Origin of the sequence: Candidatus Mycobacterium methanotrophicum, from assembly GCF_023515995.1 — a bacterium.
Lineage (GTDB): Bacteria > Actinomycetota > Actinomycetes > Mycobacteriales > Mycobacteriaceae > Mycobacterium > Mycobacterium methanotrophicum.
On record NZ_CP097320.1, the window covers coordinates 3,925,276 to 3,951,513 of the forward strand.

The 26,238-nt window shown below is 66.4% G+C and carries 25 protein-coding genes and 2 pseudogenes; 10 read left to right on the forward strand and 17 right to left on the reverse strand.

Annotated features, from left to right (window positions below; genetic code table 11):
* Nucleotides 1-22 precede the first annotated feature (22 nt).
* Both M5I08_RS20560 and M5I08_RS20570 read left to right on the forward strand, forming a co-directional pair.
* The gene (locus M5I08_RS20560) at nucleotides 23-349 is read left to right on the forward strand and encodes a hypothetical protein (RefSeq protein ID WP_249762935.1); all 327 of its coding nucleotides are present in this window, start codon (nucleotides 23-25) and stop codon (nucleotides 347-349) included.
* Between the two features lie 801 nt (nucleotides 350-1,150).
* Complete coding sequence (locus tag M5I08_RS20570) at nucleotides 1,151-1,969, forward strand: abortive infection family protein (RefSeq protein ID WP_219068573.1); 819 nt, start codon at nucleotides 1,151-1,153, stop codon at nucleotides 1,967-1,969.
* A 268-nt stretch (nucleotides 1,970-2,237) separates the two neighbouring features.
* On the opposite strand, the pseudogene M5I08_RS20575 reads toward M5I08_RS20570, so the two are convergent.
* The 6 genes and pseudogenes from M5I08_RS20575 to M5I08_RS20600 all read right to left on the reverse strand — a co-directional run.
* Nucleotides 2,238-2,852, reverse strand: a pseudogene (locus M5I08_RS20575) (MFS transporter); the annotation flags it as partial.
* 60 nt (nucleotides 2,853-2,912) lie between these two features.
* Nucleotides 2,913-3,707, reverse strand: a complete 795-nt coding sequence (locus M5I08_RS20580; RefSeq protein ID WP_370328663.1) for a polysaccharide deacetylase family protein — start codon at nucleotides 3,705-3,707, stop codon at nucleotides 2,913-2,915.
* 154 nt (nucleotides 3,708-3,861) lie between these two features.
* Complete coding sequence (gene phoH2, locus M5I08_RS20585) at nucleotides 3,862-5,193, reverse strand: RNA 5'-3' helicase PhoH2 (protein WP_219068579.1); 1,332 nt, start codon at nucleotides 5,191-5,193, stop codon at nucleotides 3,862-3,864.
* Nucleotides 5,194-5,476: 283 nt separating this feature from the next.
* Nucleotides 5,477-6,307 (reverse strand): acyl-ACP desaturase, encoded by an 831-nt coding sequence (locus tag M5I08_RS20590; protein ID WP_219068581.1) that lies wholly within the window; start codon nucleotides 6,305-6,307, stop codon nucleotides 5,477-5,479.
* 53 nt (nucleotides 6,308-6,360) lie between these two features.
* Nucleotides 6,361-7,842, reverse strand: a complete 1,482-nt coding sequence (locus tag M5I08_RS20595; protein ID WP_219068583.1) for a glycine hydroxymethyltransferase — start codon at nucleotides 7,840-7,842, stop codon at nucleotides 6,361-6,363.
* A gap of 10 nt (nucleotides 7,843-7,852) precedes the next feature.
* Entirely contained in the window at nucleotides 7,853-9,085 is a 1,233-nt protein-coding gene (locus tag M5I08_RS20600; protein ID WP_219068637.1) for a DUF885 domain-containing protein, read from the reverse strand.
* Nucleotides 9,086-9,203: 118 nt separating this feature from the next.
* Here M5I08_RS20600 and M5I08_RS20605 point away from each other — a divergent pair, with 118 nt between their 5' ends.
* Nucleotides 9,204-10,124, forward strand: coding sequence for a DMT family transporter (locus M5I08_RS20605; protein ID WP_219068585.1), 921 nt, complete (start codon nucleotides 9,204-9,206; stop codon nucleotides 10,122-10,124).
* Between the two features lie 31 nt (nucleotides 10,125-10,155).
* Nucleotides 10,156-11,094 (forward strand): type I pantothenate kinase, encoded by a 939-nt coding sequence (gene coaA / locus M5I08_RS20610; protein ID WP_219068587.1) that lies wholly within the window; start codon nucleotides 10,156-10,158, stop codon nucleotides 11,092-11,094.
* Between the two features lie 41 nt (nucleotides 11,095-11,135).
* Here the strand turns inward: coaA and M5I08_RS20615 are convergent, their stop codons facing one another.
* From M5I08_RS20615 to M5I08_RS20625, 3 genes are all read right to left on the reverse strand, one after another.
* The gene (locus M5I08_RS20615; protein WP_249762936.1) at nucleotides 11,136-11,573 is read right to left on the reverse strand and encodes a hypothetical protein; all 438 of its coding nucleotides are present in this window, start codon (nucleotides 11,571-11,573) and stop codon (nucleotides 11,136-11,138) included.
* A gap of 233 nt (nucleotides 11,574-11,806) precedes the next feature.
* Nucleotides 11,807-12,052 (reverse strand): hypothetical protein, encoded by a 246-nt coding sequence (locus M5I08_RS20620; RefSeq protein WP_219068647.1) that lies wholly within the window; start codon nucleotides 12,050-12,052, stop codon nucleotides 11,807-11,809.
* Between the two features lie 92 nt (nucleotides 12,053-12,144).
* A complete protein-coding gene (locus M5I08_RS20625) occupies nucleotides 12,145-12,942 on the reverse strand; it encodes a (2Z,6E)-farnesyl diphosphate synthase (RefSeq protein WP_219068639.1) in 798 nt (265 codons plus the stop codon).
* Nucleotides 12,943-13,029: 87 nt separating this feature from the next.
* Between M5I08_RS20625 and trhA the strand changes: the two genes are divergently transcribed.
* The gene (trhA, locus tag M5I08_RS20630) at nucleotides 13,030-13,800 is read left to right on the forward strand and encodes a PAQR family membrane homeostasis protein TrhA (RefSeq protein WP_370328518.1); all 771 of its coding nucleotides are present in this window, start codon (nucleotides 13,030-13,032) and stop codon (nucleotides 13,798-13,800) included.
* On the opposite strand, the gene M5I08_RS20635 is transcribed toward trhA, so the two are convergent.
* Genes M5I08_RS20635 through mca form a run of 4 tightly spaced genes read right to left on the reverse strand, consistent with a single transcriptional unit; the run spans nucleotide 13,797 to nucleotide 17,299 of the window.
* On the reverse strand, nucleotides 13,797-14,174 hold the full coding sequence (locus tag M5I08_RS20635) for a nuclear transport factor 2 family protein (protein ID WP_219068589.1): 378 nt from the start codon (nucleotides 14,172-14,174) through the stop codon (nucleotides 13,797-13,799). The genes trhA and M5I08_RS20635 overlap by 4 nt on opposite strands.
* 11 nt (nucleotides 14,175-14,185) lie before the next feature.
* Entirely contained in the window at nucleotides 14,186-16,180 is a 1,995-nt protein-coding gene (locus M5I08_RS20640) for a thioredoxin domain-containing protein (RefSeq protein WP_219068591.1), read from the reverse strand.
* Nucleotides 16,164-16,433, reverse strand: a complete 270-nt coding sequence (locus tag M5I08_RS20645) for a hypothetical protein (protein WP_249762937.1) — start codon at nucleotides 16,431-16,433, stop codon at nucleotides 16,164-16,166. Before M5I08_RS20645 ends, M5I08_RS20640 begins: the two co-directional genes overlap by 17 nt.
* A complete protein-coding gene (gene mca, locus M5I08_RS20650) occupies nucleotides 16,430-17,299 on the reverse strand; it encodes a mycothiol conjugate amidase Mca (protein ID WP_219068593.1) in 870 nt (289 codons plus the stop codon). The genes M5I08_RS20645 and mca overlap by 4 nt, the downstream gene beginning before the upstream one ends.
* Nucleotides 17,300-17,432: 133 nt before the next feature.
* Here mca and M5I08_RS20655 point away from each other — a divergent pair, with 133 nt between their 5' ends.
* From M5I08_RS20655 to M5I08_RS20665, 3 genes are all read left to right on the forward strand, one after another.
* A complete protein-coding gene (locus M5I08_RS20655) occupies nucleotides 17,433-17,852 on the forward strand; it encodes a DUF4307 domain-containing protein (protein WP_219068645.1) in 420 nt (139 codons plus the stop codon).
* A gap of 261 nt (nucleotides 17,853-18,113) precedes the next feature.
* A complete protein-coding gene (greA, locus tag M5I08_RS20660) occupies nucleotides 18,114-18,608 on the forward strand; it encodes a transcription elongation factor GreA (RefSeq protein ID WP_219068595.1) in 495 nt (164 codons plus the stop codon).
* A 44-nt stretch (nucleotides 18,609-18,652) separates the two neighbouring features.
* Nucleotides 18,653-19,099, forward strand: coding sequence for a GPP34 family phosphoprotein (locus tag M5I08_RS20665; RefSeq protein ID WP_219068597.1), 447 nt, complete (start codon nucleotides 18,653-18,655; stop codon nucleotides 19,097-19,099).
* Here M5I08_RS20665 and M5I08_RS20670 read toward each other — a convergent pair.
* The 4 genes and pseudogenes from M5I08_RS20670 to M5I08_RS20685 form a co-directional block, all read right to left on the reverse strand.
* Nucleotides 19,096-20,250 carry a cystathionine gamma-synthase gene (locus M5I08_RS20670; protein ID WP_219068598.1) on the reverse strand — a complete coding sequence of 385 codons (1,155 nt, stop codon included), beginning with the start codon at nucleotides 20,248-20,250 and terminating at the stop codon, nucleotides 19,096-19,098. The two genes, M5I08_RS20665 and M5I08_RS20670, sit on opposite strands and share 4 nt — an antisense overlap.
* Nucleotides 20,251-20,342: 92 nt before the next feature.
* A pseudogene (locus M5I08_RS20675) lies at nucleotides 20,343-20,942 on the reverse strand (RDD family protein); the annotation flags it as partial.
* A 201-nt stretch (nucleotides 20,943-21,143) separates the two neighbouring features.
* A complete protein-coding gene (locus M5I08_RS20680) occupies nucleotides 21,144-22,550 on the reverse strand; it encodes a cystathionine beta-synthase (RefSeq protein ID WP_219068602.1) in 1,407 nt (468 codons plus the stop codon).
* Nucleotides 22,551-22,580: 30 nt separating this feature from the next.
* A complete protein-coding gene (locus M5I08_RS20685; RefSeq protein ID WP_219068604.1) occupies nucleotides 22,581-23,633 on the reverse strand; it encodes an alpha/beta hydrolase fold domain-containing protein in 1,053 nt (350 codons plus the stop codon).
* A gap of 264 nt (nucleotides 23,634-23,897) precedes the next feature.
* Here M5I08_RS20685 and M5I08_RS20690 point away from each other — a divergent pair, with 264 nt between their 5' ends.
* Both M5I08_RS20690 and M5I08_RS20695 read left to right on the forward strand, forming a co-directional pair.
* A complete protein-coding gene (locus M5I08_RS20690) occupies nucleotides 23,898-24,842 on the forward strand; it encodes an SGNH/GDSL hydrolase family protein (RefSeq protein ID WP_370328664.1) in 945 nt (314 codons plus the stop codon).
* A 57-nt stretch (nucleotides 24,843-24,899) separates the two neighbouring features.
* Nucleotides 24,900-26,117 (forward strand): acetyl-CoA C-acetyltransferase, encoded by a 1,218-nt coding sequence (locus tag M5I08_RS20695; RefSeq protein ID WP_219068607.1) that lies wholly within the window; start codon nucleotides 24,900-24,902, stop codon nucleotides 26,115-26,117.
* Nucleotides 26,118-26,238 lie beyond the last annotated feature (121 nt).

Sequence of the window (26,238 nt, forward strand, 5' to 3'; positions counted from 1 at the left end):
TACCAAATTTTTAGGAGTCGTCATGTTCACCAAGATTAACCAGGTGGCCGTTATTGGGGCCGCCGTTGCCGGCGTCGGGTGGGTGACCATGGTGGGTGCGCCCGTGGCGCATACGCAGCCGCCGCGTATCCCCCCAGGCAATAACATCACCTGCGGCGACACCGTGGGGGTCCAGTACGTGGCAGACCCTGACAATTCGAATGCGTACTACGTCTGCGAAATTGGGTCGCAGACCCAGCGGATCGAATGTCCAGCAGCGGCGAAATTGGTCATGTCAACGCCGCCGAATTGTTCGGGACCTGGAGTGCAGCCGCGCCTACCCCAGGGTAATCATCACACCATGCCGTGATCGGCGAGGATTCCCCTGGTGCCAGGACTTCTACAGCGTCAGACGGTGGCCCAGCTCGGCGGCGTTGCTTGCTCCCGACGAGTACGAAAGAATCGCTGCCATGTAGCCGGACGCGGCTTAAATGGAGCCTCGACGAATTCAGGGGAAACCTAGTCGAGTGCGTCACTATCGATCTCTGTCGGCCCGCGTACCGGCGTGTTAGCATTCGATCTCCCGCGCGCATACCCCCTGGGGGTAATGACGACCCAAGTCTCTGACGTCAGGGGCAATAGGTCTCCATCCATGGCGCTGGCCGACAGCGACCGTGGAGGTTTGCCACGTTGCGCGCCGGCAGGGGGTTGGCGAGATGACTGACTTTGTGTTGCGGCGTCAACGTGTGGGCGCGATGAGGCTCCGCGAGCACGAACCCCACCGACTTTGCCAGCGGATCGACCTGCTGCTGAGCGGTGCATCGTGGGCGTCCGAGAGCCCCCCTTCATATCCGGATCACCGAAGCTCCCCACGGGCGCGAATAGCACCGTACGCCCACAGCGTGCCTGTCGGTCAAAGTCGTCCGCGTCAGCGTTGCGATCGCGCGTCAGGTTGGGATTGGGCGCTCGAGCGTCCACCGGAGACCCGTCGGGGCAAGCAACCCAAGCTCAGTCCGCGGCAGGAGGCGCACCTCGTCGAGCTCTACCGCGCCGGAGGGCACACCATCGGCGAGCTCGAGGAGCTGTTCCCGGTCACCCGCTCAACGATCTACCGGGCCGTCGCGCGTGCAGGCGGGCGAACGACCGGGACGCCGACACAGAGCGCAACGCGATGACCGATCTCGTCGGGCGCACGACGCGCGGCGTCTTCCGCGACTTGATGACCGACAGCACGGTCGGCGCGATCAATACCGCGTTCCAGGACGAGGGCTTCGCGCCCGATCCCGACTGCCGCTACGAAGACAGCAGCGTGCGCCGGCAGACCACGCAGTCGTATCTGGATGCGGTCGACTGGGCCGACCCGCGACACGTCGCCCGATTTCTCCGGGTCGCTGAACGGTTGCTGAATGGTTGGGAGCCGCAGTCCCTGAGCCACTTTCACCAATCGCTACGCCGCGACGGCTACCAGATCGATGAGCAGACCGGCCAGATCACGCCAGTTGGTCCGCAGCTTTCGATCGAATCCATTGCGAGGCTCTCGGACCCATCGGCCATCCGCGAGGGTTTCGAGCGCATCAGGCGCGCGATCAGCGACGATCCCGCGCTCGCGGTCGGCAGCGCCAAGGAACTGATCGAAAGCACCGCGAAGGTCGTCCTGACCGAACACGGCCAGCCGTTCGATGACAAGTCCGACCTACCCAAACTGGCTCGTGCAGCACAGCTTTCGCTTGGGCTGGACCCCTCCACCGGGTCCGGACCAGATGGCGGCGAAGGCGTCAGGCGCATCCTCGGTGCGGTGACCACCATCGCCAACGGACTCGCCGAGCTGCGCAACCGCGGACTGGGCACCGGGCACGGTCCAGCAACCGCGCGCGTCGGTCTTGGCACCCGGCACGCTCACCTCGCGGTCAACGCGGCGCTCACCTGGTGCCAGCTGATGCTCGACACCCTCGCCGACCCTGAAGCGCCCTGGCGCAAAGGCCACTCGTAAGCCGCTGCTAAACGAAGATCACCAAAACAACCAGTTTTGTTCCGTTGCTAAGCCGACCCCTATTGGCCGCCATCAGCCGTTGGGCCGTGTTTTGGGCGCCCAGCGCGCGTCCGCTCCAGAACGGCCCGGCGTACTCGGTAATCGCGGTAGCCGCCAACCCGTTGTAGCCCACCGCGACCACCGCCGCGACGACCATGGCGGCCTCGGCGAGCGGCGAGTCCAGCTGATCGTTGAGCGCCAGGATCAGCAACGCCACGAAGCAGGCGACGGCGACTGTTCGCTTCGGCCGCGGCGGGTCGGCCAGGAAGATCCAGCTGACCAGCGCCGCCACCGCGCACGCGATCGCCGGATACAGTAGCGCGGCAAAGAAGCCGTTCTCGATCTCGGTCAGCTCGGGCATCGCCACGGCGCCGATGGCGACGCCCAGCGGTTGCGCGGTCTGGCGAATTCCCATAGCCAGGCCACGCTGCTGCGGCGGGAACGACCCAGACACCAGCCGGCCGCCGGCTACGTTGGCGCTGGCGGCCGCCATCCCGCCGACGAACAACAGTGCGCCGATCGCCGGCAGCGAGTGCAGCGGTGCCGCGGCAAATGCCGCCACGGCGATCAACGCCGAGCCCACTGTGAGCGTCATCCGCTCGCCGATCCGGTCCACCAGGTAACCCCAGGCGACCAGTGTCAGCACCATGCCGAAGCTCGGCATCGCCGACAACAGACCGGCCTCCGTCAGCGAGGTGTGGCGGTCGGTTTGCAACGCCGGTATCAAGAACACACCGCAATTGATGAACAGGAAGGCACATGACGTCACTGCCAGCGTGACCGCCAACGACAACCAGCGCCGCTTGATGCCGGTGCTAGCCGGCTCGCTCCGCCGGATTGGCATTGGTTCCATCATGTCAGAACGACCGGCCGACCGTCGGCGGCCAAGCGTCCAACCAAGCGGCTAATTGCCGTTGCTCGATCCGCCCGAGTTCTGGCCGGCAACATCGGTGATCGGGAAATTCGGCATCGGCTTCGGCGACGGCGTGTTGGGCAACGATGGAATCTTCGCGACCGGGATGTCGTGCAGATCATCGGCCGGCGGCCCATTCTCCCGGCTGCCGTACACGCTGCCCGGTGCTCGTTGCCCGAGTAGCTGGCTGACCGTCACCAGGTGATAGTTGTTGGCTTTCAGCACTGGGATGAACTGGTAGACCAGATCAACGGTGCTGGAGTAGGTGTCGTGCAGCAACACCACCGAAGAGGGCTTGATCTGGGTCATCAGCAGGTATCTGCTGGCCGCGGTGTCCGAGTCGTTGATCCAGTCGTAAGGGATGACGTCCCAAAGGATTCCGGCCAGGCCGATCTTTGCGGCCTGCTCATCGACTCCCGCGTCGGTCAGCCCGCCCGGCGGCCGCCACAGCCTGGGCGTCACTCCGGTGGCGGCGGCAATCGCAGCGTTGGCCTTCGACAACTGATCGGGCACATCGGACGGCGGGAGCGTCGTCATGTTGGGGTGTTCCCAGGTGTGGTTGCCGATCTCCATGCCCGCGTCCACCACACGTTTGGCGCCGGCCGGGTTAGCAGCAACCTTGTTGCCGATCTCGAAGAACGTTGCCTGGGCGTTGTTGGCGGTCAGGATATCCAGCAGCCGATCGGTGTACGGGGTGGGGCCGTCGTCGAACGTCAACGCCACGCATTTGACTTGCGCACAGTCGACGACATCGTTGGCGTGCGCGAACCTGATGTGACCGGTCAACGCACCGGTGGTGACGACGACGGCCGCTGCCGCCGCACCGGCGACCGTGCGCCAGTACCGCCACGCAAGGTTGTCTGGTCGTCTCGGCACGGGGAGGAAGTTTACCTGCGGTGATTGCACGCTCGGCGAAGCCGGGCGCAGCAGGTCGCCGCGATTACGGCAGCGGGGCCCGAGTAATTTCCTCAAGCATCTCGGTGACCAGCGCGGCGATCGGCGACCGCTCACTGCGCAGCAGCGTGATGTGCGCAAAAAGCGGGTGTCCCTTGAGCTTCTCGACCACGGCGGCAACCCCGTCGTGGCGGCCCACCCGAAGGTTGTCGCGCTGAGCGACGTCGTGAGTCAACACCACCCGCGACCCCGTACCCAGCCGGGACAACACGGTCAACAGCACGTTGCGTTCCAGCGACTGCGCCTCATCGACAATGACGAACGAGTCGTGCAGCGAGCGACCACGGATATGGGTCAGCGGCAGCACCTCGAGCATCCCGCGGGAGAGCACCTCCTCGAGCACCGCCGGGCTGGCCAGACCTTCAAGGGTGTCGAAGACCGCCTGTGCCCACGGACCCATTTTGTCGCTCTCGCTGCCGGGCAGATACCCCAGCTCCTGACCGCCGACCGCGTAGAGCGGGCGGAAGACCACCACCTTGCGCTGAGTGCGTCGCTCCAGCACGGCTTCCAGACCGGCGCACAGCGCCAGCGCCGATTTGCCGGTACCGGCCTTGCCGCCCAGCGACACGATGCCCACCGACTCGTCGAGCAGCAGATCCAGAGCCACCCGCTGCTCGGCGGAGCGACCACGCAGTCCGAACACCTCGCGGTCGCCGCGGACCAGCTGGACGCGTTTGTGGGCGTTGACCCGGCCGAGCGCATGGGAGCTGCCGGCCAGCAGGCGAATACCGGTGTGGCACGGCACGTCTCGGGCCGCCGCCAAATCGACCTCGCCGTCGGCGAACAGCGCGTCAATGTCGTCGGGGGTGGCTTCCATCTCCGTCATCCCGGTCCAGCCGGACGTGACGACGTCTTGGGCGTGGTATTCGTCGGCGGGCAGACCCACCGCACCGGCTTTGACGCGCAGCGGAATGTCTTTGCTCACCAACGTTACTCGCTTGCCCTCTGCGGCCAGGTTGGCGGCACAGCACAGGATGCGCGAATCGTTGGTGTCGGTGCGGAACCCGGCCGGCAGCACGTCCGGGTCGCTGTGGTTGAGTTCGACGTGCAGCGTGCCACCCTCTGTCCCAACAGGGATCGGCTGATCCAGCCGCCCGTGCTCGAGCCGGAGGTCGTCGAACAACCGCAGCGCCTGACGGGCGAACCAGCCGAGTTCGTGGTGATGCCGTTTGGCTTCCAGCTCGCTGATCACCACCAGGGGAACCACCACTTCGTGTTCGGCGAACCGGGAACACGCCCATGGATCGGACAACAACACCGAGGTGTCGAGCACGTACGTACGTTTGGTGTCATGCGCAACCGCCGGGGAATCAGTCACGAGCGCTCCTCGAGCTCATCGCCCGGTTCGCTGCCGCATGCGGGTGGTGGCCCCACCGCCACCAGTACACGCGGGGCGTCATAACCGGGCTGATGCCCGTGCGGCCCGCACGGACGATTCGGCGGGGGCCGCGTGGCAGGACCGGGGCCGGCGATCCTGTCGGAGTCGAGACGAGAGGCGCCGCCCGGACAGCAGAGCATGTCGCTAGCCATCGAAAGCGACGCTACTCCGGTCTGCGCAAGTATGCCGCGCAGGCGCGCCGCGGAGAAAGCTCAGCGGCGTCCTAGCCGATGACGAACTGCCGCAGCGCGGGCTCGTCGGCGAGCCCCCACGCGGTGATGCGGTCGGAGATCACCTGCCGCAGCTGATCCGTGCCGAAAATGCCTGCGTCGGCGACGTTTCGCACCTTGTCTTGGTAGGCGTCGATGTCAGCGCCGACGACTTGGACCTCAGCCACGCGAGCGGCGATCGCCGTGATCGTCTCGTCGTGGGTGTAGCCGAGGCAGTGCGCGACGAGGTTGGCGAAGAACTCCTCGTGCCGCTCTTCGTCGCGTGCGATGTGGGCGATGAGCCCGGCCAGCACCGGCTCTTCGATTCGGGTCGCCAGGTTGTTGCAGTACACGGCGTGGGCGCGCTCGAAAAATGCCATGACCACCAGGGTTTCCACCTGAGAGTACTGGTCGGCGCGATAACCCTTCATCGATACGTGCTGGAAGCGGACCTGCTCGTTGGCGGCCGGATCGATCTCACGGGTCACCGCGAAGTACTCGCGCAGCGCAACGGCGTGCAGGTGTTCTTCGGCGGTCCACCGGCCGATCCACTGGCCCCAGTTCTCCTCGAGGATGAAGTGCTCGACCAACTCGCGGTGATAACCGGCCAGGTTGTCCTTGGTGACGAGCAGGATCTCGCACGCGTCAGTGATCGCTTTGGGCAGCGTCACCTGCGACGGATCCCAGTCACGCCCGCCGAGCAACGCGTAGTTCTCGCCTTGGTCGAACGGCACGAAGTCGTGCGCGAACCAGAGCATTTCGGTATCGAGGTGGCGGTTGAGGTTTTCTCCGACGACCGGCTCGAGTTCGAGCATCAGCGCGTTAGCAACGGGTTTGATTGCCATGAAAGTAACCGTAACCCGCGTATACAGGTTCCGTAAAATCGGTCTGACACGCTTTAAAGCGCCAGCCCCGGATAAAGCGGATTGTCGGCGAGCAACTCGGCGGCCGCGGCGTGCACCCGCTCGGCGGTTCCGTCAGCCAGCACGTATTTGGCCTTCGAGGGGCCCTGTGGCCCCGCAGCGGGTTGAGTGTTGGCCAGCGCCTCGACCACCAGTTCGGCGACCCGATCGAAGTCGGCGGCGTCGAAACCGCGGGTGGTCAGCGCGGGGGTGCCAAACCGAATGCCGCTGGTGTACCAGGCGCCGTTGGGGTCGGCGGGGATGGCGTTGCGGTTGGTGACGACGCCGGAATCCAGCAGCGCCGATTCGGCCTGCCGGCCGGTCAGCCCGAATGATGTCACGTCCAGCAGCACCAGGTGATTGTCTGTGCCGCCGGTGACCAGCCGCGCGCCGCGTCGCAGGAAACCCTCGGCCAGCGCCTTGGCGTTATCGGCAACGCGCTGCGCGTAGGCATGGAACGACCGCTGGCGGGCCTCCGCCAACGCGACCGCCTTGGCGGCCATGACATGCGCCAACGGTCCGCCCAGCACCATCGGGCAGCCCTTGTCGACAGCGTCCGCGTACTCCGGCTGCGCCAGGATCAGCCCGCCGCGCGGCCCGCGCAGCGACTTGTGCGTGGTGGTGGTGGTGACGTGGGCGTGCGGCACTGGGTCCTGATCGCCGGTGAACACCTTCCCGGCAACCAGGCCCGCGAAGTGCGCCATGTCCACCATCAGGGTGGCGCCGACTTGGTCGGCGATCTCGCGCATCTTGGCGAAGTTGATCCGCCGCGGGTAGGCGGAGTAGCCGGCGACCAGAATGAGCGGCTTGAATTCGCGCACCGCCGCGGCGACGGCGTCATAGTCCAGCAGTCCGGTTTCCGGGTCGGTGCCGTAGCTGCGCTGGTGGAACATCTTGCCGGAGATGTTGGGCCGGAAACCGTGGGTGAGGTGGCCGCCGGCATTCAGCGACATGCCCATCAAGCGCTGATTGCCGAGCTTGCTGCGCAGCGTTTCCCAGTCTGCCTCGGAGAGGTCGTTGACGTGCCTGGCGCCGGCCTCGGCCAAACCGGGCGCCTCGACCCGGGTGGCCAGGATCGCCCAGTAGGCGACCAGGTTGGCGTCGATACCCGAGTGTGGTTGGACGTAGGCGTATGGCGCGCCGAACAATTCGCGGGCGTGCTCGGCGGCCACGCTCTCGACGGTGTCGACGTTTTGGCAGCCGGCGTAGAAACGGTGCCCGATGGTGCCTTCGGCGTACTTGTCGGACAACCAGCTGCCCATGGCGAGCAGCACCGCGGGTGAGGCGTAGTTCTCGCTGGCGATGAGCTTAAGTGAACCGCGTTGGTCGGCAAGCTCTTTGCGTGTCGCCGCGGCGATGCGCGGCTCGACGGACTCGATGACCTGCAGCGCCGCCTGGTAGGCCGCGCTCGCGGTATCGGCGTAATCGGCGCCCGGGGACGAGGCGGATGAGGTGGTCGCGGTCAAATCGGCTGCCATGCAGCCGAGACTAGTCGGGCCGCAGCCTCGACGGGATCAGCGGCTCGTCGAGCAGCCGGCCGAACCGCTCGGTGAGGCTCACCCCGGCCGGCCGGTGGTCCAGCCAGGCTCGCAGCAGTCGATACCCCTCGACGTAGGTGCTGGTGTAGGCGCGCCACAGCGGCGAGGACAAGAACCGCAGCATCTGCCGCGCGCGGGCGTCGTCGACCAGCAGCCAACGCCGCAGGAACGCCGCCACTTCGTCGGCATCGCGGTGCTCGTCGTGCAGCATCAACGCCGCATCCTGACGGACACCGGCCAGCGCCGCCGACGCCTCGGAAAGCGCCTCGGCGCGCTCGCCGTCAAACCGCAGCCCCACGTCGGCGTAAATCTCGGACGCCCAGTGCCCCCAACCCGGGCCGATCGCGGCGTGCAACGCCAAATCGGCCAGGCCCTCGGCCATCAGGCACTGCGGGGTATTCACCAGGAAAATCGTCTGCTCGGCCTGACCTTTGCCGTTGACCAGCCCAGCCTCTTTGCGGCAGTGCTCGGTGTGATGCCCCGGATAGGATTCGTGGGCCACCAGCCGCGGCAGGTTCGACATCAGCTGCTTGACGTCGGCGTTGACGGCCACAGTGGAGCGGTAATCGCCCAGGTAGTAGTTGAATCCCGACCACGGCTTGTCCGTCACCACCTGGTAGTCAACGGTTTCGGCGTCTGGCAGCGGATACTCGGCGCGCACCCGGTCGCGCAGCGCGCTGGAGAACGCCTCGATGCACTCGGCCAACCGGTCGGGCGGGATTTCTTCTGCGGCCCGGTAGGCCGCCATCCGGTCGGCCAGCGGGCCGCTGGGGGCCTGGTCACCCAACACTTCGTCGAGCCGGGCATGCGCCTGCCGGTAGGTCTGCTGCTCACCCTTGACGATGTCGACGTCGAAATAGTCGTGCACTTCGTCGACGAAGCCGATGTCTTCTCCGGCGAACTTTCGCCCAGCACAGGCCAACGCCCGCAGATGCGCGCCCATGAAATCGGCGCGGGCCTCGTCGAACCCGTTACCGCGCGGCACATCTGGCAGCGCGTCAAGCAGCCGCCGAGCCAGGCGGACCAGGCCGGCCGGATCGGGCGCGGGCTCGGCCAACACCGTTTGACGCAACGCGGGATCGCCGGTGAATGCGTCGACGTAACCGGATTCGATGCGGTCGAAACGCAGACCGAGCAGCAGGTACTCGCGGATCAGCGCGGTCGCTTCGTTGTCGTGCTGCACCCCGTCGAGGCTATCGCCCCGGCGGGCGGCTGGCACCTTGTGGTGTCACCTGCGCTATGACGGGGAACAGTCAAAACACAGGCAAGATTTACCGTCCCGTCGACAGAGAAAGATGCTGATGGCCAAGATGGAAATCGCTGCGCTGCTCGCCCTGGGCTCTGCGCTGTGCGTTGCCTTGGGCGACGTACTCCAGCAACGCGCGACGCACCGAATGGTCGAACCGTCGAAGAGCAACGCCGCACTGTACGCGACGCTGCTGCGCAATCGACGGTGGCGGCAGGGTGCCCTGATTCTGGTGGCGAGCATCGGGTTGCAGGCGGCCGCGCTGGGCCAAGGTTCGGTGCTGCTGGTGCAGGCATTGCTGGTGCTGTCGCTGCTGTTCGCACTGCCGATCAGCGCGGCATTGTCCCGCCGCAGGGTGACCCGCTGGGAGTGGCTGTGGGCCGCCGTGCTGACTGCGGCGGTGACCGTGATCGTGACGGTCGGCAATCCGCAGCCCGGGCAATCGCGCGCCTCGGCTCAGAGCTGGGCCGTGGTGGCGGTAGTGCTGGGGTCACTGCTGATCGGTTGCGTCGTGGCCGCCCGGGTCTTCGGCGGCGCCCTGGCCGCGGTGTTGTTCGCGTTCGTATCGGGTTCGCTGTGGGGGGTGTTCGCCGTACTCACTAAAGAGGTCGTCAGTCGGCTCGACGACGGTGTGTGGACGCTTGCCGGGTCACCTGAAACCTATGCCTGGGTGTTGTTGGCGGTGGGCGGTTTCGCTTGGGAGCAAGCGGCATTTCGAGCCGGCTCCCTGACCGCGTCGATGCCGACTCTGGAGATGTCCCAGCCGGTCGTCGCGGCGGTGCTGGGCGTCGTCATGCTCGGCGAGACGCTGAACACCGGGCGCGCCGGCATGATCACGCTGTCGGTGGCAGCGCTGGCGATGACGGCGGCCACCATCGAACTCGCACGCAGCGATGCTGTCGCCACCCGCAAGAGGGTCGGAGCGAGACGCCGCTGGACCACATCGGCTGCCGCCGCGAGCCAACCCAACCGCTGAGCGCGGGCGTGTGACTGCAAGACTGAGGCCCGTGTCGCGGCTGAGCGAGCCGAGCCCCTATGTGGAGTTCGACCGGAGTCAGTGGCGCGCGCTGCGGATGGCGACGCCGCAGCCGCTGACCGAAGACGAGGTCGTCGGCTTGCGCGGGCTGGGCGAGCAGATCGACGTGCTCGAGGTCGAGGAAGTCTATCTGCCTCTGGCCCGGCTTTTGCACCTGCAAGTGGCCGCCCGGCAAGGATTGTTCGCCGCCACCGCTGAATTCCTCGGCGAACCCCGGCAAAACCCCGATCGGCCGGTGCCGTTCATCATCGGCGTAGCAGGCAGCGTGGCGGTCGGTAAGTCGACGACGGCCCGCGTACTGCAGGCGTTGCTGGCCCGCTGGGATCACCACCCGCGGGTCGACCTGGTGACCACCGACGGATTCCTCTACCCTAACGCCGAGCTGACCCGTCGAAACATCATGCACCGCAAGGGTTTTCCGGAGAGCTATGACCGGCGGGCACTGATGCGCTTCGTCACCTCGGTGAAGTCGGGCTCTGATTATGCCTGCGCCCCGGTGTACTCACACCTGCACTACGACCGGGTGCCGGGCGCCAAGCAAGTGGTGCGTCACCCCGACATCCTGATCCTCGAAGGCCTCAACGTGCTGCAGACCGGGCCCACGCTGATGGTGTCGGACCTGTTCGACTTCTCGTTGTATGTCGACGCGCGGATCGAGGACATCGAGCAGTGGTACGTCTCCCGGTTCTCGGCGATGCGCTCGACCGCTTTTGCCAACCCGGCCTCGCACTTCCACCACTACGCGGGCCTGACCGATCAGCAGGCGGTGGTCGCAGCCCGCGGCATCTGGCGTTCGATCAACCGGCCGAACCTTATCGAGAATATTTTGCCCACCCGGCCGAGGGCCACCCTGGTGCTGCGCAAAGACGCCGACCATTCCATCAACCGGCTACGGCTGCGCAAGCTGTAGGTCTCGGCGCGAACGTCGAGTTGTTGCGCGAAAATCGCGGATTATTCTGAACAACGCGACGTTCGGCATGGCACAAACCGATGCGGAGGCACACACCGCAACCTCTGACAGCGGCGCCCCGCACCGGCGCGATGGGAGTCACGCCGACAGGCGGCGCACTCCGAGGTATTGCAGGCCACCACGGCGACCGCCGCCACGGTGAAGACGACGTTGGTGACCGCCACGCCGATCCCGGCGCGGCGCAGATGGGGTGCTGCGGCGAGGGCGAACACCACCAGCCCGTAGAGCACGAAGAACGCGCCGATGCCATATTCGGCGATCGAGCTCAGCCCGGTCAGCGACGAGAGCGGATCGGCGGCCGCGGCGATCATCAGGCCGGCCAGCCCGGTCACCGCTGCGTCGAGCCGCATGGCAAACCGCAACAAGGAGTCGGTCGAGTCGGCGAGGGGTCGGGGAGCCAGTCCGGTAACAGCGGTCATGTTCAGAGCTCCTTGCGGTGACGGGTCGAACACTTTCTAGCGTGCCGGTCTGCGACTGCCAGGTAACCGCCTCGCACTGCCAAGCTCTGCCATGCGCAAGTCAACCGAGTGATCTGGGCCACGCATTTCATGGCTAGGCCAGCTAAGTCTTTTTGCCCCCCCCGCCCCTCGCCGCTGCGCGGCTGGGGGAACCCCCACAGCCCGCCAGTTCCGGACCGCATCGTCGCCGGGCGCTAACTGGAAACCGCCACCCGGCCGCGCAGATCGGCGGCGATGAGCCGCGCCGCGGCGTTCTGCCAGTTGTGCAGCGAGCGCTGCGGCACCTCGGTGACGAACCACTGCCAGGCCTGCCGGGCGGTGGCGTCCAGCCCTGCCGTCGCAAAGCTGCACAGGCCGACCGCCGAGAACGCGAGCACCGGCTTGCGCGGGTCGCGCGCCAGCAAATACAGGCCCAGCCACCAACTCAGCGCAAACACCAACGCCGAAAGCGCAGCCGTGCTTTCAGTGTGACATGTCGCTGGTTCGCCGGCGGCGACCCGCTGACCCGGCTGCGCCGCGCTTGCGATCGCCGCTAGATGCCGTAACGGCGATGGCGCTGGCTGTAATCGCGCAATGCGCGCAGGAAGTCGACCCGGCGGAACGCCGGCCAGTGCGCTTCGGTGAACCACATCTCCGAGTAGGCGCTTTGCCACAGCAGGAACCCGGACAGCCGCTGCTCCCCCGACGTCCGGATGACCAGGTCGGGATCCGGCTGCCCGGAGGTGTACAAGTTCTCCGAGATCGCGTCGACGCTGACGGCGTCGACGAGCTCCTCGGCGCTGGCTCCGTTGGCAATCTGCTTGCTCAAGAATGCTCGGACGGCGTCGGCGATTTCCTGGCGCCCGCCGTACCCGACGGCGACGTTGACGTGAAAGCCGGCGGTCGAGGCGGTGCCCGCTGTGCTTTCCACCGCCGCCCGCAATCGCCGCGCGGGGTCCTCGCCGATCAGTTCGAGATCCCCGACCGTGCGCACACTCCAGCGGTTAGCCGGCGCGCAAATCTCCTCGACCACATCGGTGACGATCTCGATGAGCGCCGCCAGCTCGGCGGGATCGCGTCGCAGGTTTTCGGTGGAAAGCAGATAGACGGTCGCCATTTCGATGCCAGCTTCCTGGCACCAGCGCAGCATCTCGGCGATCTTGGCCGCGCCCATCCGATACCCGTAGCTGACATCGTCGAATCCGGCGTCACGCGCCCACCTCCGGTTGCCGTCGCACAGCACTGCGATGTGACGCGGCAGCGCGGATCGGGATACGGCCAACCCCTGCCGCAGGCGAAACTCATAAATCCGATACAACGGTTCCTTCAGGCGCGGCGGAATGATCTCCACAGGGATCAAGATTACTGTGGGCGCATCGCCTACCCGCGATCCGACCGCAACGGCAGCCGGGATCTCACCAGGGATCGAGGAGGGATATTGAGCGGCGAGAATCATGTGGCCACCGAGTCCCGCGCTTCCGGCCCAGCCGACACCATCGAAAACGTCGCCGATCAGGTTGTGGAGTCAGCCACCGACGTGCTGACCAAGCCGAGAGCGCGCGGCTGGATCCATTTGGTGTCGGCCGTCTTCGCGGTCGGCGCCGGCGCTGCACTGATATCGGTGTCGTGGACGCTGGCAGGGCTCAAAGCCGGTCTGGCGACGTTCGTCTATGTCGGCGCCGTGGTGGGAATGTTCACCGTCAGCGCCGTCTATCACCGCGTCACCTGGAAATCGGCGAAGGCGCGCATCCGGATGAAGCGGCTCGACCACTCGATGATCTTCGTGTTGATCGCCGGCACCTATACCCCGTTCGCGTTGTTGGCGATGCCGCATCACGTGGGGATGCTGGTACTCAGCATCGTGTGGAGCGGTGCACTCGCCGGGGTGTTGCTCAAGCTGGGCTGGCCGACCGCCCCGCGCTGGGTCGGTGTCCCGCTCTATCTGCTGCTCGGCTGGGTCGCGGCGTTCTACGTCGCGACGATCATGCACGTCGCCGGGGTGGCCGCGATGGTGCTGCTGGCCGTCGGCGGCGCGCTCTACAGCATTGGCGGCATTCTGTACGCGCTGCGCTGGCCCGACCCGTGGCCCACCACGTTCGGCTACCACGAGTTCTTCCACGCTTGCACCGTGCTGGCCGCGGTCTGCCACTACATCGCCGTCTGGCTCGCGGTGTTCTACGTCGGCCACCCGGGCCTAGCTGCGCGCTAAAGTTGCGTGACGTTGTCGGGCGACCAGTAGGCCTTCGTCGCCGTCACCTTGCCGTCCTCGCCGAACACCATCACGTCGATTGGCTCGATCACGATCCCGCCGCCGGCCTTCACTGTCAGCCGGAACTGGAAGGCCGCCTCGTTACCGGCCACCCGCAGCGTCACCAGCTCGCATTCCCGCTGCACGTTTTCTGTGGCGGTCAGACCCGAATAGAAGCCGTGGATCGCCGGCCGGCCGACGTGCACCTCCCCGCCGACCGGGTCCTCAACGGCGGCGTCGTCGGCGAACAACTCGACCAAATCGTCAGCGCTGCCCTTGGCCAGCAAGCTGATGTAGCGGTTGACGGCGTCGGCGATCTGTTCGCGGCTCGGCATGTCCGGCGACGCTACCGGGCGAGCGCCGCCGCCAGATCCTCGGCCGTGGTGACGGGCATGTCGCACACCCGCCCCCGGCAGAGATAGGCCGCGTCAGCACCGGCCACCCGATCGCGGCCAACCAACAGCTGCGAGGATCCCATCGCTCCGCCGACGACGATCGCCCCGCCGGGCGCCAGTCTGCGCGCGTCGGCCAGCAGCGAGGATCGAGCCGGGTCACAGGCCACCGCGATCTGCACCGGCCCGCGCACCGCCGATTCGGCGACCGCCAGCCAATGTCCGGCCGAGCGGGGAGCCCGGGCGAGCAGCGCAGAGTGCGCCTGCAACGTGTCAGCCGCCGCCTGCCGGTAGCGGTCAGCGTGTTTCGCGTCGCCCAGATGAGCCGCCGTCAGCAGCGCCTCGGCGATCGAGGACGCGCCGGACGGCGTAGCCCCGTCCAGCGGGTCGGCGGGCCGCATCAGCAGCCGCTCGGCGTCGTCAGCGCTGTCGAACCAGCGGCCGGGCCGGTCCGGATCGGCGAAGTGCGCCAACGCAATATCGAGCAGGGCGGTGGCCGTCGTCAACCAGACGTCGTCGCTGGTCATCTGGTAGAGCGTCAGCAACCCGGTGGCCAGCATCGCATGGTCTTCCAGGATCGCTGTGCTCTCGCCGACCACCCCGCCCAGACTGGCCCGGCGCAGCCGGCCGCCCACCAGGTGCAGCTGGACCAACGCAACCGCGCAGCGCACGGCGGCGTCAGTCAACTTCGGCGCGCCCAGCGCCACACCCGCCTCGGCCAGCGCGGTGATGGCCAGTCCGTTCCAGGCGGTGACGACTTTGTCGTCGCGACCCGGCTGCGCCCGGGTGAGCCGGGCGGCCCGCAACGCGGTCCGGACGCGTTCGAAACGGCCGGGGTCATCCGGGTCGCTGGGCAACTGCAGCACCGACGCACCGGCTTCGAAGTTACCCGTTGCAGTGACTCCGAAAACCGAAGCGGCCCAAGGGCCGTCGTCGCTGCCGAGTACTTCGATCAGTTGCGTCGGCGTCCAGACGTAGGTCGAACCCTCCCGGCCGTCGGCGTCGGCGTCCAGCGACGAGGTGAACATATCGGCTTGCGCCAAATAGTCGAGCAGAAACCGGGCGGTCTGGCCGGCAACCCGGCGCGCTAATTCGTCCCCGGTGCGGCGGGCCCAGTGTGCATAGCCGCGCAGCAGTAGCGCGTTGTCGTACAGCATCTTCTCGAAATGCGGCACCACCCAAGCGTTGTCGACGCTGTAGCGGGCAAACCCGCCGGCCAGCTGATCGTAAATTCCGCCGCGGGCCATCGCGGTACCGGTACGTCGGACCGCGTCCAGCGCGCGCGACGAGCTGGTCCGCTCGTAGTGCCGCACCAGCGCCTCGAGCAAAGCCGACGGCGGGAATTTCGGTGCCCTGCCGAAACCACCGTGCACGGTGTCCTCGTCACGCAGAATGGCGGCGACGGCGTCGTCACACAGCCGCCCCGCTACTTGCGGGCCGCCACTGGGCAATCCGGCTGCCATTGACTGCAATTCGCCTGCGATGTGATCGGAGGCCTGCTCGACCTCGTCGCGGCGATCGCGCCAGGTAGCCTCCACCGCCGAAAGCAGCTGCAGGAATGCGGCTTTGGGATAGTACGTACCGCAGAAGAAGGGCCGTCCGTCGGGCGTCAGGAAACATGTCATCGGCCAGCCGCCCTGCCCGGTGAGCGCAACCGTGGCGTTCATGTAGACCGCGTCGACGTCGGGCCGCTCCTCGCGGTCGACCTTCACGCACACGAAGCCCGCGTTCATCGCGGCGGCCACCTCGTCATCCTCGAACGACTCGTGCGCCATGACGTGACACCAGTGGCATGCGGCGTAGCCGACCGACAGCAGGATCGGTACATCGCGCTGCGCGGCCTCGGCCAGCGCCCGCGGCGACCATTGCTGCCAATGCACCGGGTTGTCGGCGTGCTGGCGAAGGTAGGGACTCGCCGCCCCGCCGAGTCGGTTACCCGCCGGGTTCATGCGGTGGTCGTTCGACGGTGTGGCCGATCGTCCCGTCGTCGGCGGCCTGATCCGGGCCGGGATTTTGCGGATCGAAGGACTCCGGCAGCTTGCGCAGGTGGCGGTTCATCGAGCGCACCAAGAACACCAGGCCGATCAGCAGCAGGACCACCACGAGCAATCCAAACGGACTGGCTTTGCCGAAATCGGGTCCGCTGTTGTGCGGCGGTCCGTCTGCGAGCACCGCAATCGCAACAAGCTGCAACTGGTTCACTGCTGTCCCTCGAGTCCGGCGAACAGATCGGTCTCGGGTAGACGTACCGGAACACGGGAGCGAGCCAGCTCGAACTCCTCGGTGGGCCATAGCCGCTGCTGCCATGCGATCGGGGCCGCGAAGAAATCCCCTTCCGGGTCAATCTGGGTGGCGTGGGCACGCAGCGCGTCGTCGCGTTGACTGAAGTACGCCGAGCACTCGATCCGGGTGGTCACCCGGCCGGCGAGCACGTCGTGTGCGGGATCCCAATGCGCCAGCCACTTCTCGAACGGGTCCTGCTGGCCGTGCTTGGCGAATTCGTCCTGTAGCAATTGCATCCGCTGTCGCAGGAATCCGTGGTTGTAGTACAGCTTGGACACCGTCCACACCGGGCCGGCGTCCGGGAACCGGGCATAGTCGCCGGCCGCTTCAAAAGCACCGACCGAAACCTGGTGGCAGCGGATGTGATCCGGGTGGGGGTAGCCGCCGTTCTCGTCGTACGTGGTGATCACGTGCGGACGAAACTCGCGCACCACCCGCACAAGCGCCTCGACGGCCACCTCCAGTGGAGTCAGCGCGAAGCATCCCTCGGGCAGCGGCGACGGATCGCCCTTCGGCAGCCCGGAATCGACGAAGCCCAGCCAGGTGTGCTCGACGCCCAGGATTTCGGCTGCCTTAGCCATCTCGTCGCGGCGGATGTCAGCGATGCGTCCGTGCACTTCGGGCAGGTCCATCGCCGGGTTGAGGATGTCACCGCGTTCACCTCCGGTCAGGGTCACCACCAGCACCTGGTGCCCCTCGTCGGCGTAGCGGGCGAGGGTGGCAGCGCCCTTGCTGCACTCATCGTCTGGGTGGGCGTGCACCGCCATCAACCGCAGTTCGCTCACGTGCTCCCTGTCCAAATCTTTCGGCCTGGTCTGTGGCCCTATAGTTCCAGTCCTAATAGTTTCATCTCGTATACCGGGGCCGGAAACCTGATCACCCGGCAGGTACCGCGAGACAACTCAAGGAGAACCTTCGCTGCCGCCGCCGCGCACCCGCTACGGGTATCGCCCATTGCCTCGCGCCTCGCGGCGCCGGGTCGTCCTTGCGCTGGCTGGGCTGGGTATCGTCACCGGGATCGTGGTCGCCGTCATCGGCTACCAACGGTTGGGTCGCAGCGACGTCGCGGGCACACTGGCCGGCTACCGACTCATCGACCAGGAGACGGTATCGGTAACGATCAGCGTGACGCGATCCGACCCGTCGCAACCGGTCGACTGCATCGTTCGGGTGCGCGCAAAAGACGGCAGTGAGACAGGTCGCCGTGAGGTGCTGGTCCCGCCAGCGTCCGAAGCAACGGTCCAGGTGACAACGATCGTCAAGTCGAGCAAGCCGCCGGTGATGGGCGACGTCTACGGCTGCGGCGCCGACGTGCCGGGCTACCTGCGCGTACCCTGACCGGGTCGGCGCACCCCAACCGCCGGCAAACCCCGAACTCCGAAAACGTATTCGGCGCCCGCCGCAGCGGTGGTAGCATGTTTGGGTGCACGGTTCCAGCTGGGACCGTGTATTGCTGCATTAGCGGCCGTATGCGCCGCGCAGGGGGTCTGCCCGACTACTGGGGTCGGCAGTACACGCGGTGGAACCGCCCGGCAGCAAGGCGAAGACAACCTGCCGAGGCGGATGCCGCGGAACCGACACCACAAGGAGCGCGACAAGATGACGGACACTCAGGTGACCTGGTTGACCCAGGAGTCACATGATCGACTCAAGGCCGAGCTCGATCAGTTGATTGCGAACCGTCCGGTCATCGCTGCCGAGATCAACGACCGGCGCGAAGAAGGCGACCTGCGCGAGAACGGCGGATACCACGCCGCCCGTGAAGAGCAGGGCCAGCAAGAGGCGCGCATTCGCCAACTGCAGGACCTGCTCAACAACGCAAAGGTCGGCGAGGCGCCCAAGCAGTCCGGTGTGGCGCTGCCCGGTTCGGTGGTGAAGGTCTACTACAACGGCGACAAATCCGACACCGAGACATTCCTGATCGCTACCCGCCAGGAGGGCATCAACGACGGCAAGCTCGAGGTGTACTCCCCGAACTCGCCGCTGGGCGCTGCCCTGATCGACGCCAAAGTCGGTGAGACGCGCAGCTACACCGTGCCTAACGGCAACACCGTCGAAGTGACGCTGGTCAGCGCAGAGCCGTACCACGCCTAACGAGGGCGTCGGTCGGGGACTATAGGGCGGGATCGCATCGGCTGATGGCGCGCATCGCCGAGGATTTAGCCTTGCTGTTGCTCGACAACGCGTCGGCTCAGCCTGCGCTAAAGCGGGGCCGGCACGAAAGTGCGCTGTCCGCGGCGGTGCTGCTGGAATTGGCGTACGCCTGCCGAATCCGCCCGGCACTGGACTACGAACCTGTGCGGTCCGGTCAGCTGGTTGCGCTGATCGGACCAGAGCCGACGGATCCAGTGGCCGCCCCGGCGCTGCAGATGTTGCTGCGCCGCCCGATGAGCCCGGCGGCCGCGATCGCAAAGCTGCGCCGCCAAACCACCGGCATCGTGTTGTCGCAGTTGGAGGTCGACGGACACATCCACCGGGTTCAGCTGCAAAGCAGTGGCTTCAACGGCTTTAAGCGGCTAGCGGAGGTCAACCTGGCGGTGACAACCGCGGTCATCCGTCCGGCGCTGGCCTTGCAGCGGGCTTAGCTGAGCGCTTGGTCGAGATCGGCTACCAGGTCGGCGATGTCCTCAATGCCGACCGACAGCCGCACCAGGTCGTCCGGAACCTCCAACTGCGAACCGGCGGTCGATGCATGGGTCATCGTGCCGGGATGTTCGATCAGCGACTCGACTCCACCCAGCGACTCGGCCAGGATGAACACCTTGGTGTTGGCGCACAGCGCTTCGGCGGCGCTGCGCCCGCCTTGCATCCGCACCGACACCATGCCGCCGAAGCCGCGCATCTGCCGCGCCGCGATCTGATGACCGGGATGAGTGGGCAGACCTGGATATAACACCGCGCTCACCGATGCGTGCCCGGCGAGGAATTCCGCGATGGCGGTGCCGTTTTCACTGTGCCGCTGCATCCGCAACACCAGCGTCTTCAGGCCGCGCATGGTCAAGTAGGCATCAAAGGGTCCCGGCACCGCACCGGCCCCGTTCTGCAAGAACGCAAACGCCGCGTCCAACTCTTCGTCGTTGGTAATCAGCGCTCCGCCCACCACGTCGGAGTGCCCGCCGATGTACTTGGTGGTGGAGTGCAGCACGATGTCGGCGCCGAGCGTCAACGGCTGCTGCAGCGCTGGTGATGCAAACGTGTTGTCCACCAACACTTTTGCGCGAGCCTTGGCGCCTAACTCGGCAATTGCCGCGATATCGGCGATCGACAGCAGCGGGTTGGTGGGTGTTTCCACCCAGATCAGCCGGGTGTGCGGGCGCAGCGCTGCCCGGACGGCATCGAGATCGCCCAGCAGCACCGGGGTGTGCTGCACACCCCATCCGGTGAACACCTTGTCGATCAGCCGGAAGGTTCCGCCGTAGGCGTCGTCGGGGATAACCACGTGGTCGCCGGGGCGCAGCACCGCCCGCAGCGCACAGTCGCCGGCGGCCATGCCGGAACCGAACGCCCGAGCGAACCTGCCGTCCTCGACGGCGGCCAACGCGGTCTCCAGCGCGGCGCGGGTCGGGTTGCCGGTGCGCGCGTACTCGAATCCGCCGCGCAGACGACCGACTCCGTCCTGCGCGAACGTGCTGCTGGCGTAGATCGGGACGTTGACCGCACCGGTCGACGGATCCGGTCTATAACCGGCGTGGATGGCCTTGGTGGCGAGCCCGGCGGTGTCGAAGTGTTCGCTCATCGACGATCAGCCTAGACGGTACGGGGAGCTGGGTTCCCGCAGCCGCGAAGCGGCGAGCCTGGCAAGCAGCCTCGCCAGCCATCGTGACCGGGTCAGCCAGCACGTGCGTCTGGGGCCGACTGCTCAAGTGGCAGGCACACCGTCGCCATGATTTTGTCCGCCAGCGTTTGGCGTTTGGCGGTCCAGAGCGGAAACAGGTAGCCGATGTAGAACGGCACTGCGTCGACGACGTGGCAGATTTGGCGCAGCACGGACATGCCGAAACCCACCGGCTGCCCGGTGTTCTCGCTGACGACTTTGAACTTCAGCACCGACTTGCCGATGCTCGACCCGCTTGTGCCCTGACGGTAGCCGTAGTTCCAGACCAGATAGATCAGCCCGACCAGCGCTGCCCCCCACATCACCGCCACACCCACCGTGGAATACCCGATCGAGCAGATCTGGTCGACGCCGTGCCGGGTGATGTCAGTCAGACAGGCGCTATCGACACTGTTCTGCCGCACCAGCCATCCGGCGCCGAGGATGACCACGAACGGCACGATATCGATCAGCCATGCCCCGACCCGGGCGAGCCACGACGTGTAGGCATGCCGCGGCAGACCGCGCAGCGCCGGGCCGGGAGGCGGCGGCGCATATCCGCCCGACGCCGGTGGCGGCGGCGGGTACTCGCCACCGGCCGGCGGCGGGGGCGGTTGGTCGGTCACGGACGGCTTCCCTCTGCACACGATTTGCTGGACTAAGCGGCACCAGGCTATCCGAGAGATTGGCATGCAGTCGGCGACCAGCAGACGTTCGGCGGGCGCGTTGTCCGGCCGCCCTCGGTTGACTCTCCCGAACCACCCGGCACGCACGGTGTTTTGCTGCCCAAAGTAATTTGCTTGTTGGCCGCCCGGCTACTTGCGTCGGGGGCCATCGGAGAGGAAACCCAGTAGGTCATACCGAGTGATGACCCCCACCGGTTTGCCTTCCCCGACAACCATGACGGCGTCCAAGTCCCGCAGCGCCTTGGCCAATGAACCGACCAGTTCGCCGGCTCCGATGATCGGCAGCGGCGGACTCATGTGCATCCCAACGGCGTCAGCTAGGTTCGCGCGGCCTTCGAAGACGGCCGAAAGTAGTTCGCGCTCAGACACACTGCCGGCGACCTCGCCGGCCATCACCGGTGGCTCCGCGCCGACGACGGGCATCTGTGACACGCCGTACTCGCGCAAGATGCCGATCGCGTCGCGCACCGTCTCCGAGGGGTGGGTATGCACCAAATCAGGCAGCTTGCCCGACTTCCCGCGCAGCACATCGCCGACCGTGGGCTGCTGGAGCCGGCCGTCCAGCGGGGCGCGCAGGAACCCATACGACGACATCCAGGCGTCGTTGAAAATCTTCGACAGGTATCCACGACCGCCGTCGGGTAGCAACACCACGATCAGCGCGTCGGGCCCCGATTGTTCGGCCACCTTCAGCGCGGCCACCACCGCCATCCCGCATGACCCGCCCACCAGCATGGCCTCCTCACGGGCCAGCCTTCTGGTCATGTTGAACGAATCGGAGTCGGACACCGCGATGATCTCGTCGGGGACGCTGCGGTCGTAGGCCGCCGGCCAGAAGTCCTCTCCTACTCCTTCGACGAGATATGGCCGGCCGCTGCCGCCGGAATACACCGAACCTTCCGGGTCGGCGCCGACGACGCGTACCGGCCCAACTTGTCGTCCGCCCGAGACCTCCTTGAGGTAGCGACCGGCGCCGGTGATCGTCCCGCCGGTCCCGATACCGGCGACGAAATGGGTGACCAGGCCGTCGGTGTCGGCCCAGATCTCCGGCCCCGTCGTCTCGTAATGGCTCGCCGGTCCCTGCGGGTTGGAATACTGGTCGGGCTTCCACGCGCCATCGATCTCGACGACCAGGCGATCCGAGACACTGTAGTAACTGTCCGGATGGTCGGGCGGTACCGCCGTCGGGCAGACCACCACTTCAGCGCCGTAGGCACGCAACACATTCTGCTTGTCCTCGCTTACCTTGTCCGGGCAGACGAACACACACCGATAACCGCGGTACTGGGCCACCAAAGCCAAGCCGACGCCGGTGTTTCCGGAGGTGGGTTCGACGATGGTGCCGCCCGGTTTCAGCTGGCCACTGGCCTCTGCGGCGTCGATCATCTTCACCGCAATGCGGTCCTTGCTACTCAAACCGGGGTTGAGGTATTCGACCTTGGCGACGACCCTGCCGGACCCTGGCGGCACGATTGAGTTCAGCTGAACTAATGGAGTATTGCCGATGAGTTCACTGATATGTCGCGCGATCCGCATGCGCTCATCGTCTCAAGTGCCGCGCGGGCACTAGCCAGTGGCTTCCCGGATGTACTCGCCAATCTGGCGCAGCGAGCGCGTCGCTTCGGGCACCACCGGTGCGCCGAGCTGGAAGTCGTGTACCTGGCCCGGCCAGACCCGAACCTCAGTAGGGACGCCTACCGCCGCCAACCGGACGGCGGCCACCCGCGCGTCGTGCAGCAACACCTCGGATCCCGACACGTGGATCAACGTCTGCGGCAGTCCCGGCTCGATGTGGTCGAGTGGCTCGTAGAGTTCCTCGGGCGCTCCGTCGACAATGCGTTTGCCTGCGGCCTTGGCCACCAGCGCGACCAACGCATCAAATGCCTTGGCCGGGAACATCGCATCGGTTTTGATGTTCGGATGTGCCTGTTTGGGTTCCTTGGCCAGCTGCAGTAACGGTGAAATCGCCACCAGCGCAGCTGGTTCCTCGCCGACCTGCTGAAGCCGCTGGGCCAGCGCCAAAGCCAGGTAGCCACCCGCGGAGTCTCCGGCCAACACGATTTGCTCAGGTCGATATCCGCGCAGCCGCAGCCAACGGTAGGCATCGTGGCAATCGTCCAGGGCCATACCGACCGAATGCTTGGGAATCAGACGGTAATTGACCACCAGCACCGGCGAGTCGGCGTATTTCGACAAGGCGTTGACGACCCTGCTGTGCGAGTTGGCTCCGCACGTCAAAAACGCGCCGCCGTGCAAATAGAGCACCACCCGTCGCTTGCCGTCGGCGGGCAATACACCCGGCGCACGAACCAGCTGCGCGGTCGCGTGCGGCAATTCCACTGTCGCGCGGACAGTCCCAGGCGTAGGAAGTAAAACTTGGGAGACGAAGTCGATCAGGCCGAACGGCCACGGCATGTGCGGAATGTAGCTGCCCACAGCCAAAATCGGCCTTACCGTGAGGTGGCATGCCACCGCCGCGACCATTCCGGGAAGGCTGGGACCGCTTTCCACGACCTCGACAGGCGCGCCGTCGCTGACGGGTAACCTGCGCGGTCGCACCGTCTTTAGGGCACGCGCACTCGCAGGCGGAATACTCGGTACCTGAGTCGGCGCGCTCATCCTCCACACTTCCCACGTCGTTGTAGTAAGTCGGCGAAGTAGCCAAGCATCGGGTTCAGCTGCTACCCAGCACGGGTACCCGGCCTTGCGCTCAGCCAACCTGGCAAACTTAGCTTGACACCGTTGACAAGTTCAACAAGCAAATATCCTTATTCGATACCAGAACTGATCCGGCCCGTAATCGCGTCGAGCCTCAGCTCCCCAAAGCGCCCCCTCTCGACGGCATAAACTGAACGCGTGGTACTCCGCGCGCCGCGAGGTTCGATGGTTGCGCTGGCCGCAGCAGGTGCGCTGGCGTCGACCGGCACCGCCTATTTGGGCGCTCGCAACCTGCTGATTGGCCAAGCAGCGAAAGCCCGCAGCGTCATCCCGAAAGCCTGGGACGTCCCGCCGCGGGCTGACGGCGTCTACGCGCCCGGTGGCGGTCTAGTGCAGCGCTGGGAACGCGGGATGCCAGTCGACCTGCACCTGATGATCTTCGGCGACTCGACGGCGACGGGGTATGGCTGTCGCACTGCCGAAGAAGTTCCCGGTGTGCTGATCGCGCGCGGACTCGCCGACCGCAGCGGTAAACGCATCCGGTTGAGCACCAAAGCGATCGTCGGAGCCACCTCCAAGGGGTTGTCCGGGCAGGTGGACGCCATGTTTGTGGCCGGGCCGCCGCCGGACGCCGCAGTGATCTTGATCGGCGCCAACGACGTCACGGCCCTCAACGGCATCGGCGCTTCCGCGCGGCGACTCGGCGCAGCGGTGCGTCGGCTGTGCGCCAGCGGCGCGGTGGTCGTCGTAGCCACCTGCCCTGATTTCGGCGTCGTCAAAGCCATCCCGCAGCCGCTGCGCTGGACGGTACGCACCCGTGGTATGCGGCTGGCCCGCGCCCAGGCCGGCGCTGTCAGGTCAGCCGGCGGCGTGCCGGTGCCGCTGGCCTCATTGGTTACCGACGAATTCCGGCATGCACCCGAGCTGATGCTGTCCGACGATCAATTTCATCCGTCCGCGGCCGGATACGCGCTCGCCGCAAGTCAACTGCTACCGGCGTTGTGCCAGGCGCTCGGCGAATGGGCCGGCGAGCCGGCGCTGGCCTCGACAAGCGCCACCGAGGCCGGTCCCGGCTACTCGGCACTCCGGCTGATCTCGCTGATCTCGCGGCTGTGGCGACGGCCAACCACGGGCGTGCCCGCACCCTTCGTCGTGTCTGCCCCCGGCTAACTGGGCCGGCTTCCTCTGGCGGCTAGATTCGAGATCACACCCACACCAAGGAGCGTCATGCCGGAAGCCGTCATCGTCTCGACCGCCCGTTCGCCGATCGGCCGCGCCATGAAGGGTTCGCTGGTCAGCGTGCGGCCCGACGACCTGGCGGCGCAGATGGTGCGCGCCGCACTGGACAAGGTGCCGACGCTCAATCCGCATCAAATCGACGACCTGATGCTGGGGTGCGGCCTACCCGGTGGTGAGCAGGGCTTCAACATGGCCCGCGTCGTCGCCGTCGAACTCGGCTACGACTTCCTGCCGGGCACCACCGTCAACCGATACTGCTCGTCGTCGCTGCAGACCATCCGGATGGCCTTCCACGCGATCAAGGCCGGTGAAGGCGAGGCGTTCATCTCCGCGGGCGTCGAAACGGTCTCCCGTTTCGCCAAGGGCAACTCGGACTCCTGGCCGGACACCAAGAACCCAATCTTCGACGACGCCCAAAAGCGCACGGCCGCCGCCGCCGAGGGCGCCGACGAATGGCACGATCCCCGCTCCGACCAGGCGCTGCCCGATATCTACATCGCGATGGGTCAAACCGCCGAAAACGTCGCCATACTCACCGGCATCAGCCGCGAAGACCAGGACCACTGGGGAGTGCGCAGCCAGAACCGGGCCGAGGAGGCGATCAAGAGCGGGTTCTTCGAGCGCGAGATCGAACCGGTCACGCTGCCCGACGGCACCATGGTAAGCACCGACGACGGGCCGCGACCGGGAACCACCTACGAGAAGATCAGCGAGCTCGAACCGGTGTTCCGGCCCAACGGCACGGTGACCGCGGGTAACGCCTGCCCGTTGAACGACGGCGCCGCCGCGGTGGTGATCACCAGCGACACCAAGGCCAAAGAACTAGGCCTTATACCGCTGGCGCGGGTGGTGGCCACCGGGGTGAGCGCCCTTTCCCCGGAGATCATGGGCCTTGGCCCGATCGAGGCGAGCAAGAAGGCGCTGGTCAACGCCGGGATGTCGATCACAGACATCGACCTGTTCGAGATCAACGAGGCCTTCGCGGTGCAGGTACTCGGCTCGGCCCGCGAACTGGGCATCGACGAGGACAAGCTGAACGTCTCGGGTGGCGCGATCGCGCTGGGCCACCCGTTCGGCATGACCGGCGCGCGCATCGCCACCACGCTGCTGAACAACCTTCAGGCGCACGACAAGACCTTCGGCCTGGAGACCATGTGTATCGGCGGTGGGCAGGGCATGGCGATGGTGCTCGAGCGGCTCATCTGACACGGGCCCGCGTCGAGTGTGAAACCAGGGCGGCGACACGCCGAGAAGCCCCGCCGCCGCTGCACACTGGACGCGGTCGGCTCACACTCAGAAGAGACGGAAAAGGCCAGCACGTTGGTGC

Excerpts from the sequence above, each read along its gene's own strand:
- M5I08_RS20635 (WP_219068589.1), bottom strand. The coding sequence starts at position 14,174 with ATGCCGAGCCGCGAACAGATCGCCGACGCCGTCAACCGCTACATCAGC.
- M5I08_RS20595 (WP_219068583.1), bottom strand. The coding sequence starts at position 7,842 with ATGGCAGCCGATTTGACCGCGACCACCTCATCCGCCTCGTCCCCGGGC.
- greA (WP_219068595.1), top strand. The coding sequence starts at position 18,114 with ATGACGGACACTCAGGTGACCTGGTTGACCCAGGAGTCACATGATCGA.
- M5I08_RS20615 (WP_249762936.1), bottom strand. The coding sequence starts at position 11,573 with ATGACCGCTGTTACCGGACTGGCTCCCCGACCCCTCGCCGACTCGACC.
- M5I08_RS20570 (WP_219068573.1), top strand. The coding sequence starts at position 1,151 with ATGACCGATCTCGTCGGGCGCACGACGCGCGGCGTCTTCCGCGACTTG.
- M5I08_RS20680 (WP_219068602.1), bottom strand. The coding sequence starts at position 22,550 with ATGCGGATCGCGCGACATATCAGTGAACTCATCGGCAATACTCCATTA.
- M5I08_RS20560 (WP_249762935.1), top strand. The coding sequence starts at position 23 with ATGTTCACCAAGATTAACCAGGTGGCCGTTATTGGGGCCGCCGTTGCC.
- M5I08_RS20640 (WP_219068591.1), bottom strand. The coding sequence starts at position 16,180 with ATGAACCCGGCGGGTAACCGACTCGGCGGGGCGGCGAGTCCCTACCTT.
- M5I08_RS20685 (WP_219068604.1), bottom strand. The coding sequence starts at position 23,633 with ATGAGCGCGCCGACTCAGGTACCGAGTATTCCGCCTGCGAGTGCGCGT.
- M5I08_RS20670 (WP_219068598.1), bottom strand. The coding sequence starts at position 20,250 with ATGAGCGAACACTTCGACACCGCCGGGCTCGCCACCAAGGCCATCCAC.
- M5I08_RS20605 (WP_219068585.1), top strand. The coding sequence starts at position 9,204 with ATGGCCAAGATGGAAATCGCTGCGCTGCTCGCCCTGGGCTCTGCGCTG.
- M5I08_RS20690 (WP_370328664.1), top strand. The coding sequence starts at position 23,898 with ATGGTTGCGCTGGCCGCAGCAGGTGCGCTGGCGTCGACCGGCACCGCC.
- M5I08_RS20590 (WP_219068581.1), bottom strand. The coding sequence starts at position 6,307 with ATGGCAATCAAACCCGTTGCTAACGCGCTGATGCTCGAACTCGAGCCG.
- M5I08_RS20695 (WP_219068607.1), top strand. The coding sequence starts at position 24,900 with ATGCCGGAAGCCGTCATCGTCTCGACCGCCCGTTCGCCGATCGGCCGC.
- M5I08_RS20665 (WP_219068597.1), top strand. The coding sequence starts at position 18,653 with ATGGCGCGCATCGCCGAGGATTTAGCCTTGCTGTTGCTCGACAACGCG.